We start from the raw sequence: 23,018 nt of genomic DNA, 5'->3' as shown, positions 1-23,018 counted from the left end.
CGCCTCCCCCCCAGCCGTTATCCCTATGCGCATTCTGCTCGTCGAAGATGATTCGCTGGTTGCCGATGCCATCGTCCGTGGCCTGTCGGCGGAAGGCTATGCCGTCGACCGCACGGCCGCAGCCGAACCCGTCCCTGGCTTGATGGAAGGCACCCACTACGATCTGGCCATCATTGATCTAGGGCTTCCGGGCGAAGATGGCTTCGCCTTGGTCCGCCGGTTGCGCCGTGCCGGCAACGGGCTGCCGCTGCTCATCGTTACCGCCCGAGATGGCCTGGACGATCGCGTCAGCGCGCTCGACCTGGGCGCCGACGACTACATGGTCAAGCCCTTTGCCCTGCCCGAACTGGCCGCCCGCTGCCGCGCGCTGATCCGCCGCGCCAGCGCCGCGACCTCGAACGAGTTGACGATCGGCCAGTTGCGTATCGACCTGGCTGGCCGCCGTGCGCTGAGTCCGGCCGGCCAGGTGCTCGAACTCACGCGCCGCGAATGGTCGATCCTGGAATGTCTCGCCCACCACAGCGGCCGTGTCGTGAGCAAGGAACGCCTCATTCAAGCCATCGCCGGCTGGGACGAAGACATTTCCAGCAACGCCATCGAGGTTCACGTATCGCGCCTGCGCGGCAAGCTCGAAGGCGCGGCCACCGTGCGCGGCATTCGCGGGCTCGGCTACCGCCTTGAAGACCTCTGACACACCCAGTATCCGCCGCCGCTTACTGAGCTACCTGCTGGCTCCGCTGCTATTGCTGCTGGTGCTAGGTGTCGCGGTCGACCATCAAGTCATCGTCAATCCAATCTACAGCACCTTCGATCGTTCGCTGTCGCGCGCGGCGCTGGCGATTGCCGCGCATATTCGCCGCACGCCCGATGGGCAGTTGGACATCCCGATACCGGATCGCCCACCGGCGCCGCTGCGCGCCCCACCGCAAGAAAAATTCTTCTATCGGGTCAGCACTCTCGATGGCAACACCATCGCCGGCGATGCCCAGTTGCCGATCGTCGCCGCAGGCCGAAACAGCAAAGGCCTCGACTACGCCGATGTGACTTACCAGGGCCTGCAACTGCGGCTGGTCAGCTATCGCACCACCGAGGCGGGCGAGCCGCTGGTGGTCAGTGCGGCGGAAATACCCTTTCGCCGCGATCGTGCCGTGCATCGCATGGATGTCTCGTTCGGCATCAACAATAGTATTCAGATGCTGCTGATGCTCGGCACCGCGCTGCTCGGCATTACCATCGCACTGCGCCCGCTGCGGCGCTTGCGCGAACAAATTGTTGGTTGCGCGCCACAAGCATTGAATCCGATATCGACCGCCGAGGTTCCCGCCGAGGTCCGGCCCTTGGTCGATTCGCTTAACACCCTGCTGGTTTCAGTGCGCGATGCCACACTTGCGCAACAACACTTTCTCGCCAATGCGGCCCACCAACTGCGCACACCGCTGACCGGACTCAAGGCGCAACTGGAAGTACTCGGCCAGGAAGCCAGCGGCAGTCCGCTGCAGGCACGGATCACTCAATTGCATGGCGGCATCGACCGGCTCGCCCACACGGCCAATCAGTTGCTGGCATTGGCGCGCGCCGAACCCTCGGCACACTTGGCCAGTCACTTCACCCAGATCGAGCTACCTGCGTTGATCGGCGCGGTCATCGGCAACTCGCTGGACCACGCTCTGCAGCGCGATATCGACCTTGGCGCCGACTGCCAGCCGGCGCAGGTCTATGGGGTGTATTGGCTGCTGCGCGAGCTACTGCTCAACTTGCTCGACAATGCCATTCGTCATACCCCGCTTGGCGGGCATATCACGCTACGCTGCGGCATCGAACTAGGACAACCGTTTCTTGAGGTCGACGATAGCGGTCCGGGCATTCCGATCGCCGAACGCGAGCGTGTGCGCGAACGTTTCTATCATGGCACCGGCAGCGAACGCGACAGTTGCGGCCTGGGCTTGGCGATCGTCGATGAGGCGGCACGCGCGCATGGCGCTCATTTCAGTATTTTGGATAGTCACGACTGTCAGGGCGCACGCATGCGCATCGACTTTCCCGCACCGAGCAACGTCAGCCCCGCGGGGGCACTTCCGAGCGAAAAACCAAGCAAACGATGATGTGCGGCGCGCCCGGCCGCATGCCGGACAGATGGGCCTTTGAATTCTCCACCGCCACCCCCACAGTGAGTCGCTGACTCGACGAGGAATCACCCGTGTCCATACCCAGTGCCGTTCAGAGCACGCCGATCGGCGATCGCAAACAACTTGTCGATTACCTTGCCGCCGGCGAAAAACCGCCCGAGGCGTGGCGCATTGGCACGGAGCACGAAAAATTCGGCTTTCGCAATGACGACCTGCGCCCGCCCACCTTCGAGGGCGAGCGTGGTATCCGCGTGCTGCTGGAAACCATCGCCACGCGCTATGGTTGGTCGGTCGCACGCGAAGGCGAGAATCCGGTAGCGCTGTCGCGCGACAACGCCTCGATCACCCTGGAGCCCGCCGGCCAGTTGGAGCTTTCCGGCGCCCCGCTGGAAACCATTCACCAGACCTGTTGCGAAGTGAACTCGCATCTGGAAGAAGTTCGCTCGGTCGCCGACGAGCTTGGCATCGGCTTTCTCGGCATGGGCTTTCAGCCCAAGTGGCGTCGCGACGAAATGCCGTGGATGCCCAAAGGCCGCTACAAAATCATGCGCGAGTACATGCCCAAGGTCGGCTCGCTCGGCCTGGACATGATGACGCGCACCTGCACCGTGCAAGTGAATCTGGATTTTTCCAGCGAAGCGGACATGGTGAAGAAATTCCGCACCAGCCTCGCACTGCAGCCGATCGCCACTGCATTGTTTGCCGACTCGCCCTTTACCGAAGGCCGTCCAAACGGCTATCTATCCTATCGTTCGAACGTGTGGACGGATACCGATGCCGACCGCACCGGCATGCTCGACTTCGTCTTTGAAGATGGCTTCGGCTATGAACGCTATGTCGACTACATTCTCAATGTGCCGATGTATTTCAGCTACCAGGACGGCCGCTATATCGACCTGTCCGGTCAGGACTTCAAACAGTTCATGGCCGGCAAGCTGGCCGCCTTGCCCGGCGCACGGCCTACGATGCGCGATTTCGCCGATCACCTGACCACCGCATTTCCTGAAGTGCGGCTCAAGCAGTACCTGGAGATGCGCGGCGCCGACGGCGGCCCATGGGGTCGCCTCTGCGCCCTGCCCGCGCTGTGGGTCGGCCTGCTTTATGACGACCAGGCACTGGATGCCGCCTGGGATCTGGTCAAAGATTTCACCCGCGAGGAGCGTCACGCCCTGCGCGACGGCGTCCCCAAGCAGGCGTTGAAGCTACCGTTCCGCGGCCATCGCGTGCGCGAACTGGCACAGGAAACCCTGAAGATCGCCGTCCATGGCCTCAAGCGCCGCGCCCGGCTCAATCGCCACGGCGCCGACGAAAGCCTGTTTCTCGAACCGCTGATCGAAATCGCCGAAGCCAATCAAACGCCGGCCGAGCGCAAGCTGGAGCTATTTCATGGTGCGTGGGGCGGTAGCGTCGATCCGGTGTTTCGCGAATTCGCTTACTGACTCATGGCGCCCCTCGCCATGCGGGAGCCTGATTAGCGTCGAATCTCACCTGATGTTTTTTCTCCTCCCCCTGCTTGCAGGGGGAGGTTGGAAGGGGGTCAACACTTGTAAGAACCTCTCCTGAGGCACTTTCATGCTACTCAGCCAATCAGGATGCAGGTGGTGGCACATCACGCTTGCGCGCGAACACCCAGCCAACGCACTACCAGGGTATCCAGGCTCGCTTTGCCGGGCCCTGCAACCAGCAGCCAGAAGAAGATCAGGATATACAGCACTTCGTTCGTCTCGACGTAGTCGTCCAGACCCGACAGGCTTGCCGAAACCACCAGGGCAATCGCCACCAGCATGTTCACAATCATCGGCACACAGATCAGCCGCGTGAACAAGCCAAGCATCAGCAACAGGCCGCCGAGCAAATCGGTCCAGGCCGACATCGTCGCGCTGAAAACGGGAAACGGGATCCCCCAGCCGACAAAGCGCTGCGTAAAGCCATCCAGGTTATGCACCTTGGCGATACCCGTCTCCAACCAGAAATAGCCGAACCCCAAGCGCAGCACCAAGGGGCCGACCCAGCGGCCGGCGTATAGCACTTCGAGCAGGCGCGAGGCCAGTGCAGCGAGTATTTGACGCATAAGATACGACCTATGAAATGATGGTGGCTGCATGATGCGTGCGGCAGTCACCCATCGACCATGGTCGTGCGTCCATGCTTTCTTGCTTCACGTCCAAACCCGCCAGGTGCAGGACGATCAGGCATAAAAGTGGGATGAACAGATGCAGTCAACGCTTTTCGAGGCAGTCAGAATCTCATTGTCGATGCCAGTCTTCGCATAATGACAACGAAGTTTGGCGAGACATGCTCACGTCGCGTTTCATAGCGGCTTCCACGACCCAAAAGGACTCAGATATGAAGATGAATAAGCTCAATGGTGGCGCCATGGCTGTCATGGTGGCTGGCCTGTTCGCCGTGACCGCACTGTCCGCCGCCCCGGCCGACAAAATGGCAAAAGGCAGCACGGCCGAGGTCAAGTGCATGAACTCGTCGTCCTGTAAAGGCCATGGCGCTTGTAAGCAGGCGAGCAACGCTTGCAAAGGCCAGAATGCATGCAAGGGCCAAGGCTTCACCATGCAGAAAGACCAGCAGGCTTGCGACGCTGCCGTGGCCGACGCGAAGAAAGCATCTTGATGTGACTGGCGAGGTATTTCGATAGCTCTCGGAATACCTCGCCCCATCTTATGACCATCGAAACCACATCCAGCCGGGCGCCTTATCTGGGTTATGGACTAGGCTTGCGCGTCGAGCATTACGAAGCGCTGCTTGAACAACCGGGTAACGTTCAATGGCTTGAAATCGTTTCCGAGAATTATCTGGTTCCCGGTGGCCGGCCGCTGGTATGGCTGGAACGATTCCGCGAGCGCTTTCCCCTGGTGATGCACGGCGTGTCGATGTCGATCGGCGGCACCGATCCGCTGGATGACGATTATCTTGCACGGCTCGCCGCACTGGCGCGGCATATCGAACCGGCCTGGGTCTCCGATCACCTGTGCTGGACCGGTGTGCAAGGCATCAACCTGCATGACCTCATGCCATTGCCCTATACCGAGGAAGCACTCGCCCATGTGGTTGAGCGGGTCACGCGGGTGCAGGATGTTCTAGGCCGCCGCATTTTGCTGGAGAACGTTTCCAGCTATATCAGCTTCGCCGATTCGCAGCTAACCGAGTGGCAGTTTCTTGCTGCCGTAGCGGAGCGTGCGGATTGTCTTATCTTGCTCGACATCAACAATATTTATGTCAGTGCATGCAATCACGGTTTTTCGCCGCTGGATTATCTGGACGGCATTCCGGCGCAACGCGTGCAACAGTTTCACCTGGCCGGCCATGAGCATGGCGGACCGCTCATCATCGACACCCACGATGCGCCCGTCGCCAACGCGGTATGGGATCTCTATATCGAAGCGGTAAAACGCTACGGCCACGTATCGACGATGATCGAGCGCGATGACCACATCCCCCCGCTCGCCGAACTAATGACCGAACTCGATCACGCCCGCACATTGGCGGCGCCGTGGCTGCAGCGTGCCGCATGAATACGCTGCAGACGCTTCAGCAGCGCTTGCTACAAGCCGTGCTTGCCGACAATACCCCTCGATTACGTGAACTGCGCGGCGATGCTCACGCCGACGCGGTCACCCGCCTCGCCGTCTACCGGCATGGCTACCGTATACGACTGCGTGATGCATTAAGTACGGAGTTTCCCGGCCTGCGCCTGATGGTCGGTCAACGCTTCGACGCCATGCTCGATAGCTATGTGCAAGCGCATCCATCCGGTCACTACAACATACGCTGGCACGGCGCCGGCCTCGCGGCCTTTCTGGAGTTCAGCCGCCCCTGGCGCGACAAACCGGCACTCGCCGATATGGCGCGACTGGATTGGGCTATTTCCACGGTATTCGATGCCGCCGACGAGCCGACGATCAACGCGGCCGATCTGGCCGATATTCCGGCCGAAGCATGGGCCGAACTTTGCCTGCGTCCACAAGGCCATCTACAAATCTTGCCGGTCACCTGCAACGTAGACAGCTTCCGTCGCGCTGCCGATCGGCAAGAACCTCGCCCACGCATGCGCAGTTACCGGCAACCACGACACCTGCTGGTGTGGCGCCAGGCGCTCACCGTGCACTATCGACCGCTCGCTGAAGACGAACGGCAGCTATTGAACGCCGCCATGCGTGAAGAGCCGTTCACCGCTCTATGCGAACGCCTGGCCGAATACCACCCCCCGAGCAAGGCGCTGCCGCGCATGACGGCCCTGCTGCGGCAATGGCTGGAGGCGGGCCTGATCGGTGCCTACCGTCTTAAATCGTAAGAACTAGACCATGTAACCATCCATCCTCCGTCGGCGAATAACAGTGCAGAGCCACTCGACGGAGGGATTTCCCTTGTTTATCGAACACACTGCCGCCTCACTCTGCGGCGCACCACCGGCTTTCGTCGAACCCGCGCTCGAATCACTTTTGAATCAATCCATGCTGCGCGTCGATGTGCTCACCGGACAGCATCAACCTGGCCGGTCGCTTCACGGCGAAGCCAATGACGCTTGTGGGTTATTTCATTTGATCGGTACGGGCCATTACACCGTAGAGAGTTCCGCACTCGAAAACGCACTGCATCTGGAAGCCGGCGATCTGGTCGTACTGGCGCATGGCGATTCGCATCGCCTGAACATCGACACTCGCCCACACCCCTCCGATTCCAACACCTTGATCTGTGGCGAACTGCATTTTTCCACCAGCACGCAGCATCCGCTCAGCCAGGCCTTGCCGGCCTGCTTTGTCGTGCGTGCGAGTGAGGCCAGCGATACCTTCCGGCAATTGTCGAGCATGATGATCGGCGTCGCGCATTCGGCCATCTCCGGCCGGCAATTGCTACTGAACAAACTGGCGGACACCTTGTTCACGCTCGCCATATGCGACTACGCCAGCCGCACGACGGAGCGCCGCGGCCTGTTCGCCGCGATCACCGACACACGCATCTGCAAGGTACTGCATGCCGTACACGAAGCCCCTGGCCATGCCTGGACCATGCAAGCCATGGCCTCGCGCGCCTGTATGTCACGCTCTGCCTTTGCCGAACGATTCACCCGCTTGATGAAGATGCCGCCGATGCAATACGTGACCCAGTGGCGGGTCAGCGTGGCCGAACAATTGTTGCGCGACCGGCAACTGTCTGTAGCTGCCATAGCCGAACAACTCGGCTATGGCAGCGAAGCTGCCTTTAGACGTCTATTCAAACGAGTCAGCGGCGTCAGCCCTGGCCGCATTCGCGCCGAAAGAGATGGCAGCAAGCTGTTGAACTAAGCGCCTTTTAGTGCTTCGGCGCTTCTTTCAACCCGCGATTGATAAGCATCGGCTCGACCACCGGGTCCTTGCCGCGCCAGTCGTGGTACAGCTTGCTCAGCTCCACGGTGTTGCCGCGCGAGAGAATCATGGCGCGGAAGCGATCGCCGTTATCGCGCGTCAGGCCGCCATGCTCCTTGAACCATTCGAAGCCGTCGTCAGATAGCATCTGGGTCCACAGATAGGCGTAATAGCCGGCGGCATAACCATTGCCCCAGATATGCTGGAAGTAGCTGGAGCGATAACGCGGCGGCACATAGCTGAGATCGATCTTGTCTTTCTTCAGCGCTTCGGCCTCGAATTTATCGGCATCCTGCTTGGGCGCATCCGCACTCAGGCTGTGCCAGTTCATATCGAGCAGGGCCGCGGCAACCACCTCGGTCATGTCGTAGCCCTTGTTGAAGGTAGCGGCCTTCTTGATCTTATCGACCAGAGCCTGCGGCATCGGCTCGCCGGTTTTATTGTGCTTGGCGTAGTTGGCGAAGACCTTGGGGTCGGTCGCCCAATGCTCGTTGAATTGCGAGGGAAATTCGACAAAGTCGCGCGCCGTAGCCGCGCCCGACAAGCTCGCATATTGGGAGTCGGCAAAAATGCCATGCAAGCCGTGGCCAAACTCATGGAACATGGTGATGACATCGCCGAACGACAGCAGCGCCGGCTGGCCCGGTGCCGGCTTGGTGAAGTTGGCGACGTTGTAGATCACCGGCTTGGTGCCGAGCAGCTTGGACTGATCGACGAAATTGCTCATCCAGGCGCCGCCGTTCTTGTTGTCGCGCTTGAAGTAATCGCAATAGAACAGCGCCATCGAAGTGCCGTCTTTGTCGAACACCTCGAATACGCGCACATCGGGCTGATACACCGGAATGTCTTTGCGCTCTTTGAAGGTCAGGCCATAAAGCTGATTGGCGGCGAAGAACACGCCGTTTTGCAGCACGTTATCAATCTCGAAGTACGGCTTGATCTGCGTCTCGTCCAAGTCGTACTTGGCTTTACGCACCTGCTCGGCATAGATCGGCCAATCCCAGGCCTGCACTTTGAAGCCGCCCTTTTGCTGATCGATCACCGCCTGAATGTCCTTGGCCTCGGCATGCGCACGCGCGGTGGCGGCAGGCACCAGGTCTTGCATGAACTTGATCGCCACATCAGGCGTCTTCGCCATCTGGTCTTCGAGCTTCCATGCGGCATAGCTCGGGAAACCAATCAACTTGGCCTGCTCGGCGCGTAGCTGAGCCAGACGCGAGATCAGCTCGCGCGTGTCATTGGCGTCGCTCTTCTCCGAGCGGCCCCACGAGGCATTGAACAAGGCTTCGCGCGTGGCACGATCGGTCAGGCTTTGCAGCTCGGGCTGCTGCGTGGTGTTCTGCAGCGGAAGTACCCACTTGCCGTCAAGCTTGCGGTCTTTGCCGGCTTGCTCGGCGGCGGCCAGATCGCCCTCGGAAAGACCGGCCAATTTGGCCTTGTCGTCCAGCACCAGCGCGCCGGCCTTGGTTGCCGCAAGCAACTTGTTGGTGAATTCGGTGCTGAGCGTGGACTCTTCCTTGTTGAGCTCTTTCAACTTGCTCTTGTCGGCATCGGACAACTTGGCGCCGCCACGTACAAAATTCTTGTAGGTCACTTCGACCAGACGCAGCGACTCGGGATCGAGCTTGAGCGACTCGCGCTGGTTGTAGACCGTCTCCACCCGCTGAAACAGCTTACCGTTCAGCACAATGGCGTCATCGTGAGCGGCCCGCTTCGGCGCTTCTTCTTTTTCCACGTTCTGCAAAAAGTCGCTGGTATTGGCGCCGGTTATGCTGTCGAACACATGCGTGACACGGCTCAGCAAAGCGCCGGATTTTTCCATCGCCACAAAGGTGTTCTCGAAGGTCGGTGGCTCCGGGTTGTCGGCGATCTTCTCGATCTCCGCCAGATGCTGCTTCATGCCCTCTTCGATGGCCGGCTGGTAATCGGATTCTTTGATCTTGTCGAAAGGCGGCGCCTGGAACGGCAAAGTGCTGGCCACGAAGAACGGATTACTGGCGCTGGCCTCCGCACTCGGCGCGGCGGCGGTACTGGCCGGCGCAGGCGGTGTAGCCGGCTTGGCGGCATCATTGGACGGCTGCGAACAAGCCCCGAGGGCAATCGAGGTGGCAATGACAAGTGTGCGAAGACGAAGCATGTGAGGGTTCCTTAAAACGAGGCATCCGATGGCGGGTGCCGTAAAAATGGCTTTCGACTGTAACCACACTTGGCCCTTTCTTCCAAGGGCCGAAAGTTGGGAACTGATCTATTCAGCTCAAGCCGACCGCATATCGCGCAACTGCCACGCGTGGCCAATAAGCAGATTCAGGCGATGGCGCACGATGCTCATCGGCAGGCTGGTCAAGAGTTCAACGTCGGTATGAAGGTCATCTACCTTGGCGCTCGCCTGCGCATTCGAGTCGGTAGCGGCCAGCGCCATATCGACCTCATCGGGCTCCGGCTGCATCGATCGCCAACGTTCAAACAAGTTCGGATTGCGCAGCGCCTCCTGCAAGGTCACGGCGAAATCATTCGGGCCGGCTCCCTCGTAGCTCAAGGTGGGCTCGCTGCCGCGCGCACGGGCCAGATCGGCGATCGAAAGAAAATAGTGGTAACGCTGGGTCATAACCGCCTCCTGCAAATTAAGAGTGTTCATTGCCCGTGTTGAATCGATGTGCGGCATTCATGCGGATGCTCCACGCAACACTGCGACGGCCATATCCAGCTCACCGGCAGCCTCGGCTGGAGATACGCCATACGGCAATACACCTAGACAAGGTGCCGGCAGCAGAGTGCGCAGACTGTCCAGATTTTCCTCCACCGCCTCCATGGCCGGGTCGACACGATTGCCGATCCAACCCAGTAGACGGCAGCCATCCGCTGCGATCGCCTGCGCGCTGAGCAGCGCATGACTGAGACAACCCAAACGCAAACCGACGACCAGAATCACCGGCAACCGCCATTGGCTGGCGATGTCGGAGGCGAACAGATTCGGTGCCAGCGGCACTAGCCAGCCACCGACACCTTCGACCACGACGACCTGACAACCCGCCTGCAGCACATTGAACGCGTCGCGCAGTGGTGGCAACGTGATCGTCACCTTTTCGCGAGCCGCCGCCAGGTGCGGGGACAGCGGCGCACGCAACGCCATCGGATTAATCAACGCATAAGGCAACGGCAAGCTGCTGGCGGCCTGCAGCGCCAAGGCATCCTCATTGCGCAGGCCATCGGGTGTCGCCACGCAACCGCTGGCTACCGGCTTCATGCCGCAAGCGGTATGTCCGGCGGCACGCAGGGCATGCAATAGCGTGCAGGCGGCGTGTGTTTTGCCGATGCCGGTATCGGTGCCGGCGATGAAGACGGCCGGCTCGCTCAAGTAGCCGCCTGCTGCAAGCGGCGTCGGTAGCTCTGCAGCAGAAATCGCATTAAGACGAGCAAGAAGTAGCAACTACCCGGCAAGATCAACAACATCCCCGACCCCTGCGATGGAATCAGCAGCGCAACGATGATCGATAGCAGACCCACCGCCGCAGAGATCGCCCATACCATCGTGGCTACTCGCGCTTCGTCGCGCGCCGCCGGACTCACGTGTATGGCATGCCGCGCACCATGCCGGTACAGCAACGCCAGCGTGGCCGACATGCACATATAAGCTGCACCGTAGCAAACGAAGACCCCCTTCACCTCATTGATCGTCTGCGCCTGAAAATCGCTTGGCAAGATACCGCCGCTGATGAAGGAGAACAGACTGGCAAACACCATATGCAGCGGATAGACAAAAATCAGTACGAAAAACACCAGCACCAGCGACAGTATCAAGCTGGTGCGGTCGGCTAACCTGCACTGGCTGCGCCAGTGCACATGAGCGTGCCAAAACAGCGCGATCTGCATGAAGCTGCAGGCAAACGCCGGAATGCCGCCTAACGCGTGCAGCAGCATGCCTAGATTGCGCGGGATCTCAGTCCCCGAAATAGCCAGCAACGTCAATGTGAAAGCGAACGCGCCGTCCACGAATATATCCAACCGCCCGGCCTCGATGCCTTCGCGTTGCTCGATCAAACTCATACCGCGCTCTCCCCTGGTGACCGGCGCATAATACGAGCTTTCCCATCCCTACCGATGCGTCTGGGCCATGACTTACGAACTTAAATCGCTTGTTTCCGGCAGCAAACGCGAACATTACGCGGAATTGGCGCAGCAAGCCCACGGCCTGCTTGCCGACGAACGCGATCCGATCGCTAATGCAGCGAATTTCGCCGCCCTGGTGTTTCACAGCCTGCCCGATCTGAATTGGGCCGGCTTTTATCTGTATGACGGCAGCGAATTGGTCGTAGGCCCGTTCCAGGGCAAGCCCGCCTGCATCCGTATCGCACTCGGTCGCGGCGTCTGCGGCACCGCCGCGCAGTCACGGCAAACCCAACTGGTTCGCGACGTGCATGCGTTCGACGGTCATATCGCCTGCGATGCGGCCTCCAACTCGGAGATCGTCGTGCCGCTGGTGAAACCCGACGGCAGCCTGTTCGGCGTATGGGACGTGGACAGCCCGCTGGTCGCGCGCTTCGATGAAGACGACCGCACTGGCATGGAGGCGCTCTGCGCGGTGTTCATGGCGACGCTGAAGGCATAAAAATAGGGCGCCCTTGCGAGCGCCCGACTTTTTCATTGCTCCGCAGTGACGCGAGAGGTGATTTAGAAGTCTTTCTGCACGCTCAGGTACAAGCCGCGACGCGGCCCGAACTGTGGCGCGCCGACGCCGACACCGGTGCCGTTGCGTAGCTGATAGGTGCGGTCCAGCGCATTGAGCACGGCAAGCTGGGTGTGCAGTTTGCCGGTGCTGTCGAAGTTGAAATCGTGCGACACGCTGAGATTGAGCTGGAAGTAATCCGGCATCGAATCGCCGTTCGGCACCAAGCCGCCCTTGCGCAGGCCGCTGCCGAAAATGTAGTTGGCGCCGACCTTGGTGTCGCTGTTGATGGCATAGCTGACGCCGCCGGACGAGGTGTAGGTCTGGTCGTGGTCGAGATGAATGTAGTTGTTGGCGATATAAGCCAATTCATCAACCCCGAAGTTGTACTGGCTGGTGATGACGTTCTTGCCCATCGACCGGTTGTAAGCGAGGTTGAAATAAGCCGAGATCGGACCCTCATCGTAGTTCGCGGTGAACTCGATGCCGCCGATATGGCCAAGGCCGTAATTGAAGGTGGTATAGATCAGCGCGGAGCCGAACTGGCCCTCGTCCTGCAAGCGCTTCACCTTGCGATAGTAAGCATCCAGGCCCAAGGTCAACGACGAGCCGAAGTTCTGCGCCACGCCCGCATCGAAATAATCCGAACGTTCGGCCAGCGGCGTCGCGTTGCCGGGATTGGACACGGCATTAGTGGTGCCGTCGAACTTGGAAATGCTGGAGGTGGTAATCATCTCCGTCGCCGGCGGGGTAAAGTAGCGCGAGTAGCCGGCATGTATCGTCGTGCTGTCGGTGGCCTGATAGACCACGCCCAGGCGCGGGCTAAGCTGGCTTTCGCTGCGGACCAGCGTGTACTTGTCGCCGCGCACGCCGTAGTTCACCGTCCACTTGTCGCCGATGCTCCATTCGTCCTGCACGTAGGCGGACCAGGTCTTTGCGGTCAGACGGTTGTTATCGATGATGTTGATCGGTGTAGTGCTGCTTTGCGCGCCGGTAGCATCGACCGGAAACACCCACGCATTATTGCCGCTGCCCGCATGCTCGAAGCTACCGTAAATACCATAGCGCAGCGTATTGCTGCCGCCCAGCGGCGTAGCGAAATCCGCCTGCAGCGTGCTTGAGCGATTGTTGCGGGTGACGTTGGAGGCGACGCCGTTGAACATCAGATCGCCGATCGGGTCCGGGGCGAAGTTGACACTGGTATAACGCTGCCCCACCGAGACCTGATAGTCCGTGGTGCCCAGCTTGCCCTGCAAGGCGAGCACACCGAAACGGGTTTTTTCGCGCTGCTGGTCGTTGAGTTTGGAAGAATCGAAATTGACCGTGTCGAGATAACCGAACTGCGGCGACTGACCCGGCCTGTTCGGAATCTGAAAACGGCTGTTGCTGACGCCAAAGAGGAAGCTCAATCGCGTGTCGCTATTAATCAGATAAGTAATATCGCCGAAGCCCTTCACCTGATTGGTGTGATCGTGAATCGGCTTGTGGCTGGACGTAGGGTTCTCGATGCCGACATCGTTTTCCAGATAGTTCGCCGTGAAGAATCCACTCCACGCACCGCTGCTGCCCCACACCGAAGCATTCGGATTGAGCGTACCGAACGAGCCTCCCGTGATGCCCACGCTGCCACCGTTGCCGAGCTCATGCGCGCCCTTGGTGGTGATGTCCACCACGGCCGCCGTGCGCAGACCGTATTGTGCCGGCAAGGCGCCATCGAGCAGCTTCACGTTCTGTATGGTGCGCGCATCCAGCGTCTGGCCAAAACCGGAGATCGACTCCGGGATGATGACGCCGTTGATGCGGTACTGCAGGTCCGCATGGTCGCCGCGCACATGCATGCCGCCGTAGGAATCCTGCACCACGCCCGGCGCCTGCAGCAGCACCTGGTTCAACGGCGAGGAATCACCGAGCGGCAACGCTGCGATAGCCTTCTGATCGATCACGTACTGACTGCTGCCGGTATCCGGCGACAAGGCGTTGCGCGAGCGATCCAGCGCTGCCGTCACATCGACCGTGCCCAGATCTTTCACCTTGGTCGGCGGCTTGTTGCGGGTGCCGCTGTTATCCGTCACCTCTGTCCCGGTCGTATCTGCAGCGGTGCTTTTTTCAACGGGCGCGCCATCGGCGGCGTACGCCGGCGCGGCGCTCAGCGCAGCGGCAAGGCTCAAGGCAAGCAAAGACAATTTCATGGGCAAGATCCGGGAGGTGAATAGAGGCAGAGGCTGTTTTTGATACGTTATAACATTCCCATTAAACCACGCCTCAATGCCTGCGCCATAAGTCATGCCCATCGTCGCAATATCTTGCGTAAGGCCTGCTTGCCCGGATATCTACTCAGACCCACTTCACCTGCACGTCATAGACTCACCGCTATCGGCAGCAGCTTCGCTGCCTTATCCGGTGTCGCCATGAGTGAAAACTCCAAGCAGCTCCCCGCGGTTATCGTGCCGGTCGAGCCAAACCGTGTTACCCAAGCCATTCTTGATTTCGTCAGCCGGATTCCCGACAGCAAAATAGACGACAGCAAAGATCCACATCACGAAGCGCTCCGACTGGCCAGTCGCGCTGCCCAGCGGGCCGCATTGACGGCGGGCTCACTGGCCCTGCCGCCAGGTCCCCTCGGCTGGCTTACGTTGCTGCCCGAGCTGATCGCGATCTGGAAAATCCAGGCGCAGATGGTCAGCGACATCGCCGCCGCTTACGGCAAGCACGCCAGCCTGGGGCGCGAACAGATGCTGTGGTGCCTGTTTCGGCATACCTCGGCGCAAGCCTTTCGCGATCTGGTCGTGCGCATGGGCGACCGCCTGCTGTTTCGGCGCATGTCCTATACCGTGGTGGAACGCGTGGCGAAAAAAATCGGCATCAAGATTTCGCAAAAAGTGATCGGCAAAGGCGTGGCGCGCTGGCTACCGGTCGTCGGCGCCATGGGTGTCGGTGCTTATGCCCACTACGACACGCGGCAAGTCGCCAAAACGGCGATCGCGATGTTCAGTGGCGCGATCGAAATCGAAACTCCCGACGCGGAATTCACCGAGACATTGGCAAGATAGAGAGATGACGTAGCGCGACGTTTACGGCAAGCTGCTGCGAGCAACGAATCACGCAGGAGCACCGCATGAGTTCACGACACGAACGTCCCGTCGCGCTGATTACCGGTGCCGGCAAACGGGTTGGCGCAGTGATCGCGCGTTGCCTGCACTCCGCGGGTTACGACCTGGCCCTGCACTACCGCCGCTCGGCGAATGAAACGCAGGCGCTGGCGGCAGAGCTTGAGCGCTGGCGCCCTCACAGCACCTTGTGCGTGCAAGCGGAACTGGCCGAACTCGAACACCTGCCGACCTTGGTCGATACCATCACCGCGCATTACGGCCGGCTCGATGCTCTGGTCAACAATGCCTCGGCGTTTTACCCCACGCCCTTGGGCACCGCGACGCCGGCGCAATGGAACGAGTTGTTCGCCTCAAACGCACAGGCACCTTTCTTTCTCACCCAGGCCGCGTTGCCCGCACTGCGTGAAGCGCACGGCGCCATCGTCAACCTGATCGATATTTATGCGGAGCGGCCGTTGGCCGAGCATCCGCTGTACTGCATGGCCAAAGCCGCGTTGGCGGCAATGACCCGTTCGCTGGCGCTCGACCTCGGCCCGGTAGTGCGCGTCAATGGCGTGGCGCCGGGCGCGGTGATGTGGCCCAGCGACGGCAAACCTTATGACGACCAGCAAGCCATGCTGACGCGAACCCCGTTGCACCGCGCAGGCTCACCCGAAGATGTCGCCGGCGCAGTGCTATGGCTGCTGCGCGATGCGCCGTTCGTTACCGGGCAAATTATTCGCGTCGATGGTGGCCGCACGCTGTCGGTGTGAGAGCCTGCTCCACCAAGCCGATGAAGCAATCACATCACTTCTTCGGCTTGAATGCCTGCTCCAGCAGCGCCTGATCGAAGCCGCCGCCCACCTGGCCTTCTTCCGCATAACGGTACAGCGCCGCTGCGTAGATACCGTGCAGCGAAGCCTGGATCAAGCTGAGAAAGGTCAGTCCAACCACCACGACCGCCACGGCCACTACGATCGCAAGCGCAGACTGCATCGCCATGGCGCCAGCGACCAGTCCGGCCGAAATCAGCAAGGCGAAAAACCCCAGTAGACCGAACACCACGCCGATACCGGCGCTGCCGATCAGGTTTTCGCCCCAGGTGCGCTTGAGCAATTCCACGCTGCGCTTGACCGCATCGACCGGACCCACGTCCTGACTGGCCAGCACCGGCACCACCAGAAAGGTAGCCACCGTCCAGGCCAGACCCAGGAAACCGATAACCAGTCGCCCGATCAAGCCGAACCGCTCCTGCAAGGCGCGCAGAAACAAGCCCACCGTGGCGGAAATCAGCGCGTAGCCGAGAATGCTGCCGGCACGCGATTTCGCCACGGCAAAGCCCTCGGCAAAACTGGTCGGCTCGCCGCGCAAGCGTTGCAATGCGGCCCCGGCCAAGGCCGCATTGAAGAAAATAATGACGAAGTACTGCACCAGGTAGAACGCGAACAGCGCTGCATAAGCTAGCGGCGGCAGTCCATGTTGGTAACGGGTGCCGGCACGTTCGGCGCCGATCACTAATACACCGACCGGGATCAGAAAGCTCGCCGCGACCAGCAGGCTGCACAGCCCGGACAGCAATGGAAACGCCAGCAATGATTTATCCGAGCGCAACACGCCCGCACTCGCTTTGACCAGACCCCAACTACGCGAAAATTTGCCTGCCATTCCCCTGCCCTATCCCTAGATTATGTGGCGCCCTTTCTAACATTCGCCCATCACCGGCGATAGTGCGAAACGACGCCTGACGTCTTAGCTCGATTCCAGCGGCTCAAGCGTGAGCGGCTCGCTGTTCGCCGGAAAAGCCGCCCACAGTGCCGCCATGCTCAATCCGCTTACCGGGTGGCGAAGATCCGGCGCGATATCGGTGATCGGCCGCAGCACGAAGGCATGCCTGAGTTCTTTGCGTGGAATATCCAGATGACCCTCGCCCTGCCGCACCAGATCGTCGTACAGCACGATGTCCACATCCAGCGTACGGTCGGAGAATCGCGGTACGTCGCGGCGGCGACCGTGGCGATCTTCCAAGGCATGCAGCCAATCGTTCAGCACCTCCGGTGAAAGCTCGGTATCCAGCGCCACCGCAAGATTGACGAAGTCCGCGCCGTCGAAGCCGACCGATTTGCTGCGATAGGCCGGCGATATCGTGATCGAACCGAAGCGAACCCGCAGTTCGTCCAGAGCGGCACGTAGATGCCGCTGCGGCTCAAGGTTGGAGCCAAGGCTTAAATAGACTGTCGCCATCTTAGGGGTGCTCTGATCTATGGGGCGTAGGCGGCATGATGTCCAGAAGGCCCGCAGGTTGAGTTGCTCGGCGCCGGGAAGGGTGGCTCCCTTGGCAAGCCGAGCGGCACGGGCTGCGGGCCTTCTGGACATCACCCCGTCCTTTCATTTTTATACGTTGGGGCCGTAGCTGTCTGCCCGCATCTCTTCGGTGCGCTGACTCGACAGCCAGCCAGGCTGCCTTCGCCAACACCCCTGTGATCTGCGAGCAGACAGCTACGGTGACGCCTGCGCCCCATAGATCAGAGCACCCCTTAGTGCGTCGGCGTGCCACGCTCGATGCGTACACCAACGGCTTTCGCACCACGCACCGCGCCTGGCTTGGATAACTTCAAACGCACCCAGCTCACCCCGAACTCTTCGCGGATGATCGCCACGCAGCGCTCGGCCAACGTCTCCACCAGGCCGAAACTGGATGCGCCCACGTAGTCGATCAGGCGCTTGGAAACGTCTTTGTAATTGAGCGTATCGGCAATGTTGTCGCTGGCCGCCGGGCGGGTGTTGTCGAACGCCATCTCGATGTCGAATGACAAGGTCTGGCGCACTCGCCGCTCCCAGTCGTAAATACCGATAACGGTGTCGATGCGCAGGTCTTCGATGAAAACGATGTCCATAGGGAGCCAAAAATCGGGATGAGGGGCGGGATAGGAAACAAAGCGTCGTGCAGGTTATCGCGTTTCAACCATCGCCTATGTCCGCTGTCTCGCTCACCGACTGCAACGTCTGCAAATCCCAACGTGGAAACACTTGCACGGTCTCGTCTTGTTGCTGGCCGCCGGCCAGGCGGATCGCACCGGCCAGCGCAATCATCGCGCCGTTATCGGTGCAAAACTCAAGCCGCGGAAAATACACCCGGAAACCATCCTTTGCGGCCGCATCGGACAACGCGGCGCGCAATCGCTTGTTGGCGCCGACACCACCGGCAATCACCAGTTGCCGCGCCCCGCTGACGTCCAGCGAACGGCGACATTTGATTAGCAAGGTGTCGACCACCGCATCCTCGAAAGCGCGGGCAATATCGGCGCGCGTCTGCTCGCTTTGATCGGATTGCCGCCATGCCAGCAATACCTGGGTCTTTAGCCCCGAGAAACTGAAATCCAGCCCTGGCCGATCGGTCATCGGCCGGGAGAATCGAAACGCGCCGGGGCGCCCCTGCTCGGCCAGCAGCGCCAGTGCCGGGCCACCCGGATACGGCAAGCCCATCAACTTGGCGGTCTTGTCGAAGGCTTCGCCAGCGGCATCGTCCAGCGTATCGCCGAGAATCCGATACTCCCCGATCGCTTTTACCTCGACCAGCATCGAATGGCCGCCGGACACCAGCAAGGCCACAAAGGGCGGCGACGGCGGGTCGTTCTCCAGCAACGGCGCCAGCAAATGACCTTCCATATGGTGGATACCGATGGCCGGCACGCCCAGCGCCCAGGCCATCGCCCGCGCGGCCGCGGCGCCGACCAGCAAGGCGCCGACCAGGCCGGGACCGGCGGTATAGGCCACCCCGCCCAGATCCTGCGGCGTCAGGCCGGCCTCGGCCATCGCTTCGCGCACCAGCGGCAGCAACTTGCGCACGTGGTCGCGGCTGGCCAGCTCAGGTACCACCCCACCGTACTCGGCGTGTAGCTTGATCTGGCTATACAAGGTATGGGCAAGCAGACCACGGCCCGGTTGACCCGGCTCCCAGCGCAGCAAGGCCACCCCGGTCTCGTCGCACGAGGTTTCGATACCCAGGACGGGCTTGGTCACAGTGAAAGTGGACATGTGTTACCAGATAAGGGCAGAGTGAGGCGAATAAAACGTAGAGGGCCGCAGGCGAAAGCTTACCTTGCCACCTGGCTTTAAAGCCCGTTCAAAGCCCTTGCAGCCCGCTTTCAGCCTATTCATCACTATTCGCTTTGAAAGTAGCCACGCATTGCGGCTATACTTCGCGGCTCGCCCGATTCTGCGGGCAGATTTACCACTCGGAGTTTCCATGCCCAGCGTAAAAGTTCGCGAGAACGAGCCGTTCGAGCTTGCCCTGCGCCGTTTCAAGCGCACCTGCGAAAAAGCCGGCGTTCTCGCCGAAACTCGCAAGCGCGAGTTCTATGAAAAGCCGACCCAAGAGCGTAAGCGTAAGCGCGCTGCTGCGGTGAAGCGTCACCTGCGCCGTTTGTCGCGCGACGTCTCCCGCAAGACCCGGATGTACTGAGTTTCCGAGCCTGCCGGCTCTTTTGAGCCATTGGCAGGCCGTGCGTAGCATTATTGTTACGCCTTGGATTCACGGTTGGCGCGGTTCGGGTACGCCCTCGCAGCCACCGCAAGCACTCGGGTTACCATCGACCGGTGTTGTCCTTCTGGGATAACGCCGGTCTTTTTCGTGCTTTCAATTTTATTCGTGGAGATCGCCATGACGCTTAAGCAACAGCTCACCGAAGACATGAAGACCGCCCTGCGCGGCGGCGACAAGCACAAACTGGCCGTGGTTCGGCTGATGCTGGCCGCCATCAAGCAACGCGAAGTGGACGAGCGCATCGAACTCGATGACGTGCAGGTCCTCGCCACGCTGGAAAAGATGCTCAAGCAGCGCAAAGACTCGATCAGCCAGTTCGATGCCGCCAACCGCACCGACTTGTCCGATATCGAACGCGCCGAAATGGTGGTGATCGAGACCTATCTGCCGACCAAGCTGAACGAGGCCGAGGTGGAGGCGCTGATCGACGCCGCTATCGCCGAAACCGGCGCCAGCTCGCCCCGCGACATGGGCAAGGTCGTTGCCCTGGTGAAAGAGAAGGCCGCCGGCCGCGCCGACATGGGTGTGGTTTCGGGCCGGATCAAAGCCAAACTGGCTGGCTGAGTGGTGCCCTCCCTATTTGGCAGACCTGATTAGCGTTGAATCTCAGCCGTAGTGGCTCGCCCCCTCCCTTGCGACCGAAGGGAGTCCCCTTTTCGGGACAAGCAGGGGGAGGAGAAAAAACATCAACTGAGATTCGACGCTAATCAGGTTGAGGAGAAGGGTGAAATCAACACAGCCATGCCGGTCAATCCAACTGCCGCTCCATGCGGTGATGATCCGGCACCTGCCCCTGCGCATTCGCCAAGGCGGATCGGCGCTCGCCGGTAACCGCGAAACCACAGCGCGCATAAAGCGCCTCGGCGCGGGGATTGCTCGCCGCTACATCCAGCACCATGCGCTGGCGCCCCTGCGCCCGGCCCTCGGCCATCAAGCGCTCGATCAAGGCCTGACCGATACCATGGCCGCGCCACTGCGCCGCCACGCCCAGATGGCCGAGATAATGCATCGCGCCGCTCGGCGGCGGGATCACCGCCTCCACCCGTAAACCGCGCGCCATCACTCCACCGGCATGGCGTATGCCGTAAAAACCCAGGATCTGCCGTGCCGCAGCCAACGTAAACGGCCAATGGGTATGACCGCCGTAGCCCGCCCCCACCGCCACTACCTGGCCGCCCTGCTCGCCCACCCAGTGATTGCGCCAGCCAAATTCACCGGCGCCATCGAGAAAGGCGTAGCGTAGAAAGTCCTGCGCGCCGCCGCGGCCAGGCACAGTGAACACGTAATCGAATGCGGCCGGCCCTGAACTATGAATCAGCGGTACCGCCAGCCCGACATCGCCCGAGTGCGCAGGCCGAAAAACCAGCATGCTGTCGCTACTAACCCCCATGAACCTCACCCCCTGACCAAGCTTGCCCCGAGGTTACCCGAAAGCCCGGCACCCCCTAGTCACTGCTACCGTTTAAACTGGCGTACTTATGCGCGGCCGTATCCCCGATAGCTTCATCGACGAACTGCTGGTTCGCGTCGACATTGTCGATGTGATCGAGCGGCGCGTGCCGTTGAAGAAAGCCGGCCGCGAGTGGACCGCCTGCTGCCCGTTTCACAACGAGCGCTCACCCTCGTTCTATGTCAGCCCGACCAAGCAGTTCTTTCATTGCTTCGGCTGCGGCGCGCACGGCAGCGCGATCAAGTTTCTGATGGACTACGAGCGGCTGGAGTTTCCCGATGCGGTCGAGGAGCTGGCCCAATCGGTCGGCTTGAAAGTACCTCGCGAAGGCGGCAACGAGGCCGCACCGCGCGAAGACAAAACCGACCTCTACGCCCTGCTCGACTCCGCCGCACAGTGGTACGAAAGCGAGCTGCCGGGGAACACCGAAGCACAGGCCTATTGCAAGAAGCGCGGGCTGGATGCGGAAACGATAAAGCGCTTTCGTATCGGCTGGGCACCGGCCGGTTACGACGGCGTCATCAAGTCGCTCGGCGGCAGCGAACGGCGCATGCAGTTGCTCAACGAAGCGGGCATGGTCGCCAGCAGCGAGCAAGGCCGTAAGTACGACCGCTTCCGCGAACGCCTGATGTTTCCGATTCTCGACCGTCGCGGCCGGGTGATCGCCTTCGGCGGGCGCGTACTGCAAGCCGACCAGACCCCGAAATACCTCAACTCGCCCGAGACACCGCTATTTCACAAAGGCCGCGAGCTGTTCGCGATGTGGCAGGTGAAGCAGGCCAATCCGAGCCTGGCGCGGATCGTGGTGGTCGAGGGTTATATGGACGTCATTGCACTGCATCAGGCCGGCCTGCCGATTGCCGTGGCCACCCTGGGCACGGCAACCACCCCCGAGCATACCGAGGCACTGTTTCGCGCCGCGCCCGATGTCGTGTTCTGCTTCGACGGCGATCGCGCCGGCCGCGCGGCCGCATGGAAAGCCCTGGAGTCGGCGCTGCCGCGCCTGCGCGATGGGCGTCAGGCCTATTTCCTGTTTCTGCCTGACGGCGAAGATCCCGACAGCTTGATCCGTAAAGAAGGCAAGGCAGGTTTCGACAAGCGGTTGAAGGAAGCCACGCCGCTATCGGAATATTTCTTTGGCGAGCTCGCGCACGAGGTCGACATGGGCAGCCTCGACGGTCGCGCCCGACTCGCCGAACGCGCCCGCCCGCACATCGCCAAATTGCCGGACGGCGCTTTCCGCGACCTGATGGCGCAAGAGCTGGAAAAACGCAGTGGCGCACGCGCCATATTAGCCGCCGACCCGGCCACTCATCGCGCGGTGCAACGCCCGGTAGCGGCACAGCAACGCAGCCTGGTGCGCAGCGCCATCGCCCTGCTACTGGCGCAGCCTGGCCTGGCCGACCAGGTGGAGCGCCCTTACCGTTTTCTGAGCCTGGATAAACCCGGCGTAGGTTTGCTGGCCGAGCTACTGGATCAAGCCCGAGCCCGGCCCGGTATTAACCCGGCGATGCTGATCGAGCACTATGCCGAACGGCCGGAATATCCCGCACTGCAAAAACTGATGGCGGCCACGGTGGTGGGCGAGCCGGAAATTCAGAGCATCGAATTTTTCGACGCCCTCAAACGCATGGAACAACAGGCCACCGTACTGCGCCGTGAAGCGCTCACCGTCAAACACCGCGAAGGCACGCTCGACAGCGCGGAGAAAGCCGAGCTGCGCGAGCTACTGGCCGCGCGCGTACAGCCGGCGCCCGCCGATTGATGCTCCTGCGGCGCGGCAAGCAGAA

General features: G+C 61.0%; 24 protein-coding genes. 13 read left to right on the top strand and 11 right to left on the bottom strand.

Annotated elements, in window-relative coordinates; genetic code table 11:
- Window positions 1-25: 25 nt before the first annotated feature.
- The 3 genes from DVJ77_RS08250 to DVJ77_RS08240 all read left to right on the top strand — a co-directional run bounded on the left by DVJ77_RS08250 (window position 26) and on the right by DVJ77_RS08240 (window position 3,565).
- On the top strand, window positions 26-691 hold the full coding sequence (locus DVJ77_RS08250) for a response regulator (RefSeq protein WP_114845005.1): 666 nt from the start codon (window positions 26-28) through the stop codon (window positions 689-691).
- Window positions 678-2,102 (top strand): sensor histidine kinase, encoded by a 1,425-nt coding sequence (locus DVJ77_RS08245; RefSeq protein ID WP_114845004.1) that lies wholly within the window; start codon window positions 678-680, stop codon window positions 2,100-2,102. The genes DVJ77_RS08250 and DVJ77_RS08245 overlap by 14 nt, the downstream gene beginning before the upstream one ends.
- A 95-nt stretch (window positions 2,103-2,197) precedes the next feature.
- Window positions 2,198-3,565 (top strand): glutamate--cysteine ligase, encoded by a 1,368-nt coding sequence (locus DVJ77_RS08240; RefSeq protein ID WP_114845003.1) that lies wholly within the window; start codon window positions 2,198-2,200, stop codon window positions 3,563-3,565.
- Window positions 3,566-3,735: 170 nt separating this feature from the next.
- Here DVJ77_RS08240 and DVJ77_RS08235 read toward each other — a convergent pair whose 3' ends face one another.
- The gene (locus DVJ77_RS08235) at window positions 3,736-4,197 is read right to left on the bottom strand and encodes a DoxX family protein (protein WP_225427899.1); all 462 of its coding nucleotides are present in this window, start codon (window positions 4,195-4,197) and stop codon (window positions 3,736-3,738) included.
- Window positions 4,198-4,472: 275 nt separating this feature from the next.
- Here DVJ77_RS08235 and bufA2 point away from each other — a divergent pair, with 275 nt between their 5' ends.
- From bufA2 to DVJ77_RS08215, 4 genes are all read left to right on the top strand, one after another.
- Window positions 4,473-4,751 (top strand): BufA2 family periplasmic bufferin-type metallophore, encoded by a 279-nt coding sequence (gene bufA2 / locus DVJ77_RS08230; protein ID WP_114845002.1) that lies wholly within the window; start codon window positions 4,473-4,475, stop codon window positions 4,749-4,751.
- 50 nt (window positions 4,752-4,801) lie between these two features.
- The gene (gene bufB, locus DVJ77_RS08225; RefSeq protein ID WP_114845001.1) at window positions 4,802-5,653 is read left to right on the top strand and encodes an MNIO family bufferin maturase; all 852 of its coding nucleotides are present in this window, start codon (window positions 4,802-4,804) and stop codon (window positions 5,651-5,653) included.
- Entirely contained in the window at window positions 5,650-6,432 is a 783-nt protein-coding gene (locus DVJ77_RS08220; protein WP_114845000.1) for an HvfC/BufC N-terminal domain-containing protein, read from the top strand. The genes bufB and DVJ77_RS08220 overlap by 4 nt, the downstream gene beginning before the upstream one ends.
- A 73-nt stretch (window positions 6,433-6,505) precedes the next feature.
- Window positions 6,506-7,423 carry a helix-turn-helix transcriptional regulator gene (locus DVJ77_RS08215; protein WP_114844999.1) on the top strand — a complete coding sequence of 306 codons (918 nt, stop codon included), beginning with the start codon at window positions 6,506-6,508 and terminating at the stop codon, window positions 7,421-7,423.
- A gap of 7 nt (window positions 7,424-7,430) precedes the next feature.
- Here DVJ77_RS08215 and dcp read toward each other — a convergent pair whose 3' ends face one another.
- From dcp to DVJ77_RS08195, 4 genes are all read right to left on the bottom strand, one after another.
- Entirely contained in the window at window positions 7,431-9,620 is a 2,190-nt protein-coding gene (dcp, locus tag DVJ77_RS08210) for a peptidyl-dipeptidase Dcp (RefSeq protein ID WP_114844998.1), read from the bottom strand.
- Window positions 9,621-9,737: 117 nt separating this feature from the next.
- Window positions 9,738-10,088 (bottom strand): hypothetical protein, encoded by a 351-nt coding sequence (locus DVJ77_RS08205; protein ID WP_114844997.1) that lies wholly within the window; start codon window positions 10,086-10,088, stop codon window positions 9,738-9,740.
- A gap of 57 nt (window positions 10,089-10,145) precedes the next feature.
- The gene (gene bioD, locus DVJ77_RS08200; protein WP_114844996.1) at window positions 10,146-10,838 is read right to left on the bottom strand and encodes a dethiobiotin synthase; all 693 of its coding nucleotides are present in this window, start codon (window positions 10,836-10,838) and stop codon (window positions 10,146-10,148) included.
- Entirely contained in the window at window positions 10,835-11,527 is a 693-nt protein-coding gene (locus DVJ77_RS08195; protein ID WP_114844995.1) for a TMEM175 family protein, read from the bottom strand. The genes bioD and DVJ77_RS08195 overlap by 4 nt, the downstream gene beginning before the upstream one ends.
- A 67-nt stretch (window positions 11,528-11,594) precedes the next feature.
- Here DVJ77_RS08195 and DVJ77_RS08190 point away from each other — a divergent pair, with 67 nt between their 5' ends.
- Window positions 11,595-12,089, top strand: coding sequence for a GAF domain-containing protein (locus DVJ77_RS08190; protein WP_114844994.1), 495 nt, complete (start codon window positions 11,595-11,597; stop codon window positions 12,087-12,089).
- Window positions 12,090-12,151: 62 nt separating this feature from the next.
- Here DVJ77_RS08190 and DVJ77_RS08185 read toward each other — a convergent pair whose 3' ends face one another.
- Window positions 12,152-14,335 carry a TonB-dependent receptor gene (locus DVJ77_RS08185; protein ID WP_114844993.1) on the bottom strand — a complete coding sequence of 728 codons (2,184 nt, stop codon included), beginning with the start codon at window positions 14,333-14,335 and terminating at the stop codon, window positions 12,152-12,154.
- Window positions 14,336-14,554: 219 nt separating this feature from the next.
- Here DVJ77_RS08185 and DVJ77_RS08180 point away from each other — a divergent pair, with 219 nt between their 5' ends.
- Together DVJ77_RS08180 and DVJ77_RS08175 are read left to right on the top strand one after the other, a co-directional pair.
- Window positions 14,555-15,196 (top strand): EcsC family protein, encoded by a 642-nt coding sequence (locus DVJ77_RS08180; RefSeq protein ID WP_114844992.1) that lies wholly within the window; start codon window positions 14,555-14,557, stop codon window positions 15,194-15,196.
- Window positions 15,197-15,261: 65 nt separating this feature from the next.
- Window positions 15,262-16,008 (top strand): pteridine reductase, encoded by a 747-nt coding sequence (locus tag DVJ77_RS08175; RefSeq protein ID WP_114844991.1) that lies wholly within the window; start codon window positions 15,262-15,264, stop codon window positions 16,006-16,008.
- A 34-nt stretch (window positions 16,009-16,042) separates the two neighbouring features.
- On the opposite strand, the gene DVJ77_RS08170 is transcribed toward DVJ77_RS08175, so the two are convergent.
- The 4 genes from DVJ77_RS08170 to tsaD form a co-directional block, all read right to left on the bottom strand.
- The gene (locus DVJ77_RS08170; protein WP_114844990.1) at window positions 16,043-16,900 is read right to left on the bottom strand and encodes a DUF6159 family protein; all 858 of its coding nucleotides are present in this window, start codon (window positions 16,898-16,900) and stop codon (window positions 16,043-16,045) included.
- Window positions 16,901-16,984: 84 nt separating this feature from the next.
- Complete coding sequence (gene folK / locus DVJ77_RS08165; RefSeq protein WP_114844989.1) at window positions 16,985-17,476, bottom strand: 2-amino-4-hydroxy-6-hydroxymethyldihydropteridine diphosphokinase; 492 nt, start codon at window positions 17,474-17,476, stop codon at window positions 16,985-16,987.
- Window positions 17,477-17,769: 293 nt separating this feature from the next.
- Window positions 17,770-18,129 carry a dihydroneopterin aldolase gene (gene folB / locus DVJ77_RS08160; RefSeq protein ID WP_114844988.1) on the bottom strand — a complete coding sequence of 120 codons (360 nt, stop codon included), beginning with the start codon at window positions 18,127-18,129 and terminating at the stop codon, window positions 17,770-17,772.
- A 64-nt stretch (window positions 18,130-18,193) separates the two neighbouring features.
- A complete protein-coding gene (gene tsaD, locus DVJ77_RS08155) occupies window positions 18,194-19,270 on the bottom strand; it encodes a tRNA (adenosine(37)-N6)-threonylcarbamoyltransferase complex transferase subunit TsaD (RefSeq protein ID WP_114844987.1) in 1,077 nt (358 codons plus the stop codon).
- 211 nt (window positions 19,271-19,481) lie between these two features.
- Here tsaD and rpsU point away from each other — a divergent pair, with 211 nt between their 5' ends.
- Together rpsU and DVJ77_RS08145 are read left to right on the top strand one after the other, a co-directional pair.
- The gene (rpsU, locus tag DVJ77_RS08150; RefSeq protein WP_055999514.1) at window positions 19,482-19,697 is read left to right on the top strand and encodes a 30S ribosomal protein S21; all 216 of its coding nucleotides are present in this window, start codon (window positions 19,482-19,484) and stop codon (window positions 19,695-19,697) included.
- A 198-nt stretch (window positions 19,698-19,895) separates the two neighbouring features.
- Window positions 19,896-20,342 (top strand): GatB/YqeY domain-containing protein, encoded by a 447-nt coding sequence (locus tag DVJ77_RS08145; protein WP_114844986.1) that lies wholly within the window; start codon window positions 19,896-19,898, stop codon window positions 20,340-20,342.
- Between the two features lie 184 nt (window positions 20,343-20,526).
- On the opposite strand, the gene DVJ77_RS08140 is transcribed toward DVJ77_RS08145, so the two are convergent.
- The gene (locus tag DVJ77_RS08140) at window positions 20,527-21,168 is read right to left on the bottom strand and encodes a GNAT family N-acetyltransferase (protein ID WP_114844985.1); all 642 of its coding nucleotides are present in this window, start codon (window positions 21,166-21,168) and stop codon (window positions 20,527-20,529) included.
- A gap of 88 nt (window positions 21,169-21,256) precedes the next feature.
- Here DVJ77_RS08140 and dnaG point away from each other — a divergent pair, with 88 nt between their 5' ends.
- A complete protein-coding gene (gene dnaG, locus DVJ77_RS08135) occupies window positions 21,257-22,993 on the top strand; it encodes a DNA primase (RefSeq protein ID WP_114844984.1) in 1,737 nt (578 codons plus the stop codon).
- The last annotated feature ends 25 nt before the right edge of the window (window positions 22,994-23,018 follow it).

The sequence above is a fragment of the Dyella tabacisoli genome, assembly GCF_003350925.1.
Classification (GTDB): Bacteria; Pseudomonadota; Gammaproteobacteria; order Xanthomonadales; family Rhodanobacteraceae; genus Dyella_C; species Dyella_C tabacisoli.
Note: the sequence above shows the minus strand (reverse complement) of the source record. Positions and strands in the feature narration are given on the sequence as shown.

Bases quoted from the DNA above. Each gene is read 5' to 3' on its own strand.
- DVJ77_RS08250 (WP_114845005.1), top strand. From the start codon at position 26: ATGCGCATTCTGCTCGTCGAAGATGATTCGCTGGTTGCCGATGCCATC.
- DVJ77_RS08235 (WP_225427899.1), bottom strand. From the start codon at position 4,197: ATGCGTCAAATACTCGCTGCACTGGCCTCGCGCCTGCTCGAAGTGCTA.
- bufA2 (WP_114845002.1), top strand. From the start codon at position 4,473: ATGAAGATGAATAAGCTCAATGGTGGCGCCATGGCTGTCATGGTGGCT.
- bufB (WP_114845001.1), top strand. From the start codon at position 4,802: ATGACCATCGAAACCACATCCAGCCGGGCGCCTTATCTGGGTTATGGA.
- DVJ77_RS08220 (WP_114845000.1), top strand. From the start codon at position 5,650: ATGAATACGCTGCAGACGCTTCAGCAGCGCTTGCTACAAGCCGTGCTT.
- dcp (WP_114844998.1), bottom strand. From the start codon at position 9,620: ATGCTTCGTCTTCGCACACTTGTCATTGCCACCTCGATTGCCCTCGGG.
- DVJ77_RS08205 (WP_114844997.1), bottom strand. From the start codon at position 10,088: ATGACCCAGCGTTACCACTATTTTCTTTCGATCGCCGATCTGGCCCGT.
- DVJ77_RS08195 (WP_114844995.1), bottom strand. From the start codon at position 11,527: ATGAGTTTGATCGAGCAACGCGAAGGCATCGAGGCCGGGCGGTTGGAT.
- DVJ77_RS08190 (WP_114844994.1), top strand. From the start codon at position 11,595: ATGACTTACGAACTTAAATCGCTTGTTTCCGGCAGCAAACGCGAACAT.
- DVJ77_RS08185 (WP_114844993.1), bottom strand. From the start codon at position 14,335: ATGAAATTGTCTTTGCTTGCCTTGAGCCTTGCCGCTGCGCTGAGCGCC.
- DVJ77_RS08180 (WP_114844992.1), top strand. From the start codon at position 14,555: ATGAGTGAAAACTCCAAGCAGCTCCCCGCGGTTATCGTGCCGGTCGAG.
- DVJ77_RS08175 (WP_114844991.1), top strand. From the start codon at position 15,262: ATGAGTTCACGACACGAACGTCCCGTCGCGCTGATTACCGGTGCCGGC.
- DVJ77_RS08170 (WP_114844990.1), bottom strand. From the start codon at position 16,900: ATGGCAGGCAAATTTTCGCGTAGTTGGGGTCTGGTCAAAGCGAGTGCG.
- folK (WP_114844989.1), bottom strand. From the start codon at position 17,476: ATGGCGACAGTCTATTTAAGCCTTGGCTCCAACCTTGAGCCGCAGCGG.
- folB (WP_114844988.1), bottom strand. From the start codon at position 18,129: ATGGACATCGTTTTCATCGAAGACCTGCGCATCGACACCGTTATCGGT.
- tsaD (WP_114844987.1), bottom strand. From the start codon at position 19,270: ATGTCCACTTTCACTGTGACCAAGCCCGTCCTGGGTATCGAAACCTCG.
- rpsU (WP_055999514.1), top strand. From the start codon at position 19,482: ATGCCCAGCGTAAAAGTTCGCGAGAACGAGCCGTTCGAGCTTGCCCTG.
- DVJ77_RS08145 (WP_114844986.1), top strand. From the start codon at position 19,896: ATGACGCTTAAGCAACAGCTCACCGAAGACATGAAGACCGCCCTGCGC.
- DVJ77_RS08140 (WP_114844985.1), bottom strand. From the start codon at position 21,168: ATGGGGGTTAGTAGCGACAGCATGCTGGTTTTTCGGCCTGCGCACTCG.
- dnaG (WP_114844984.1), top strand. From the start codon at position 21,257: ATGCGCGGCCGTATCCCCGATAGCTTCATCGACGAACTGCTGGTTCGC.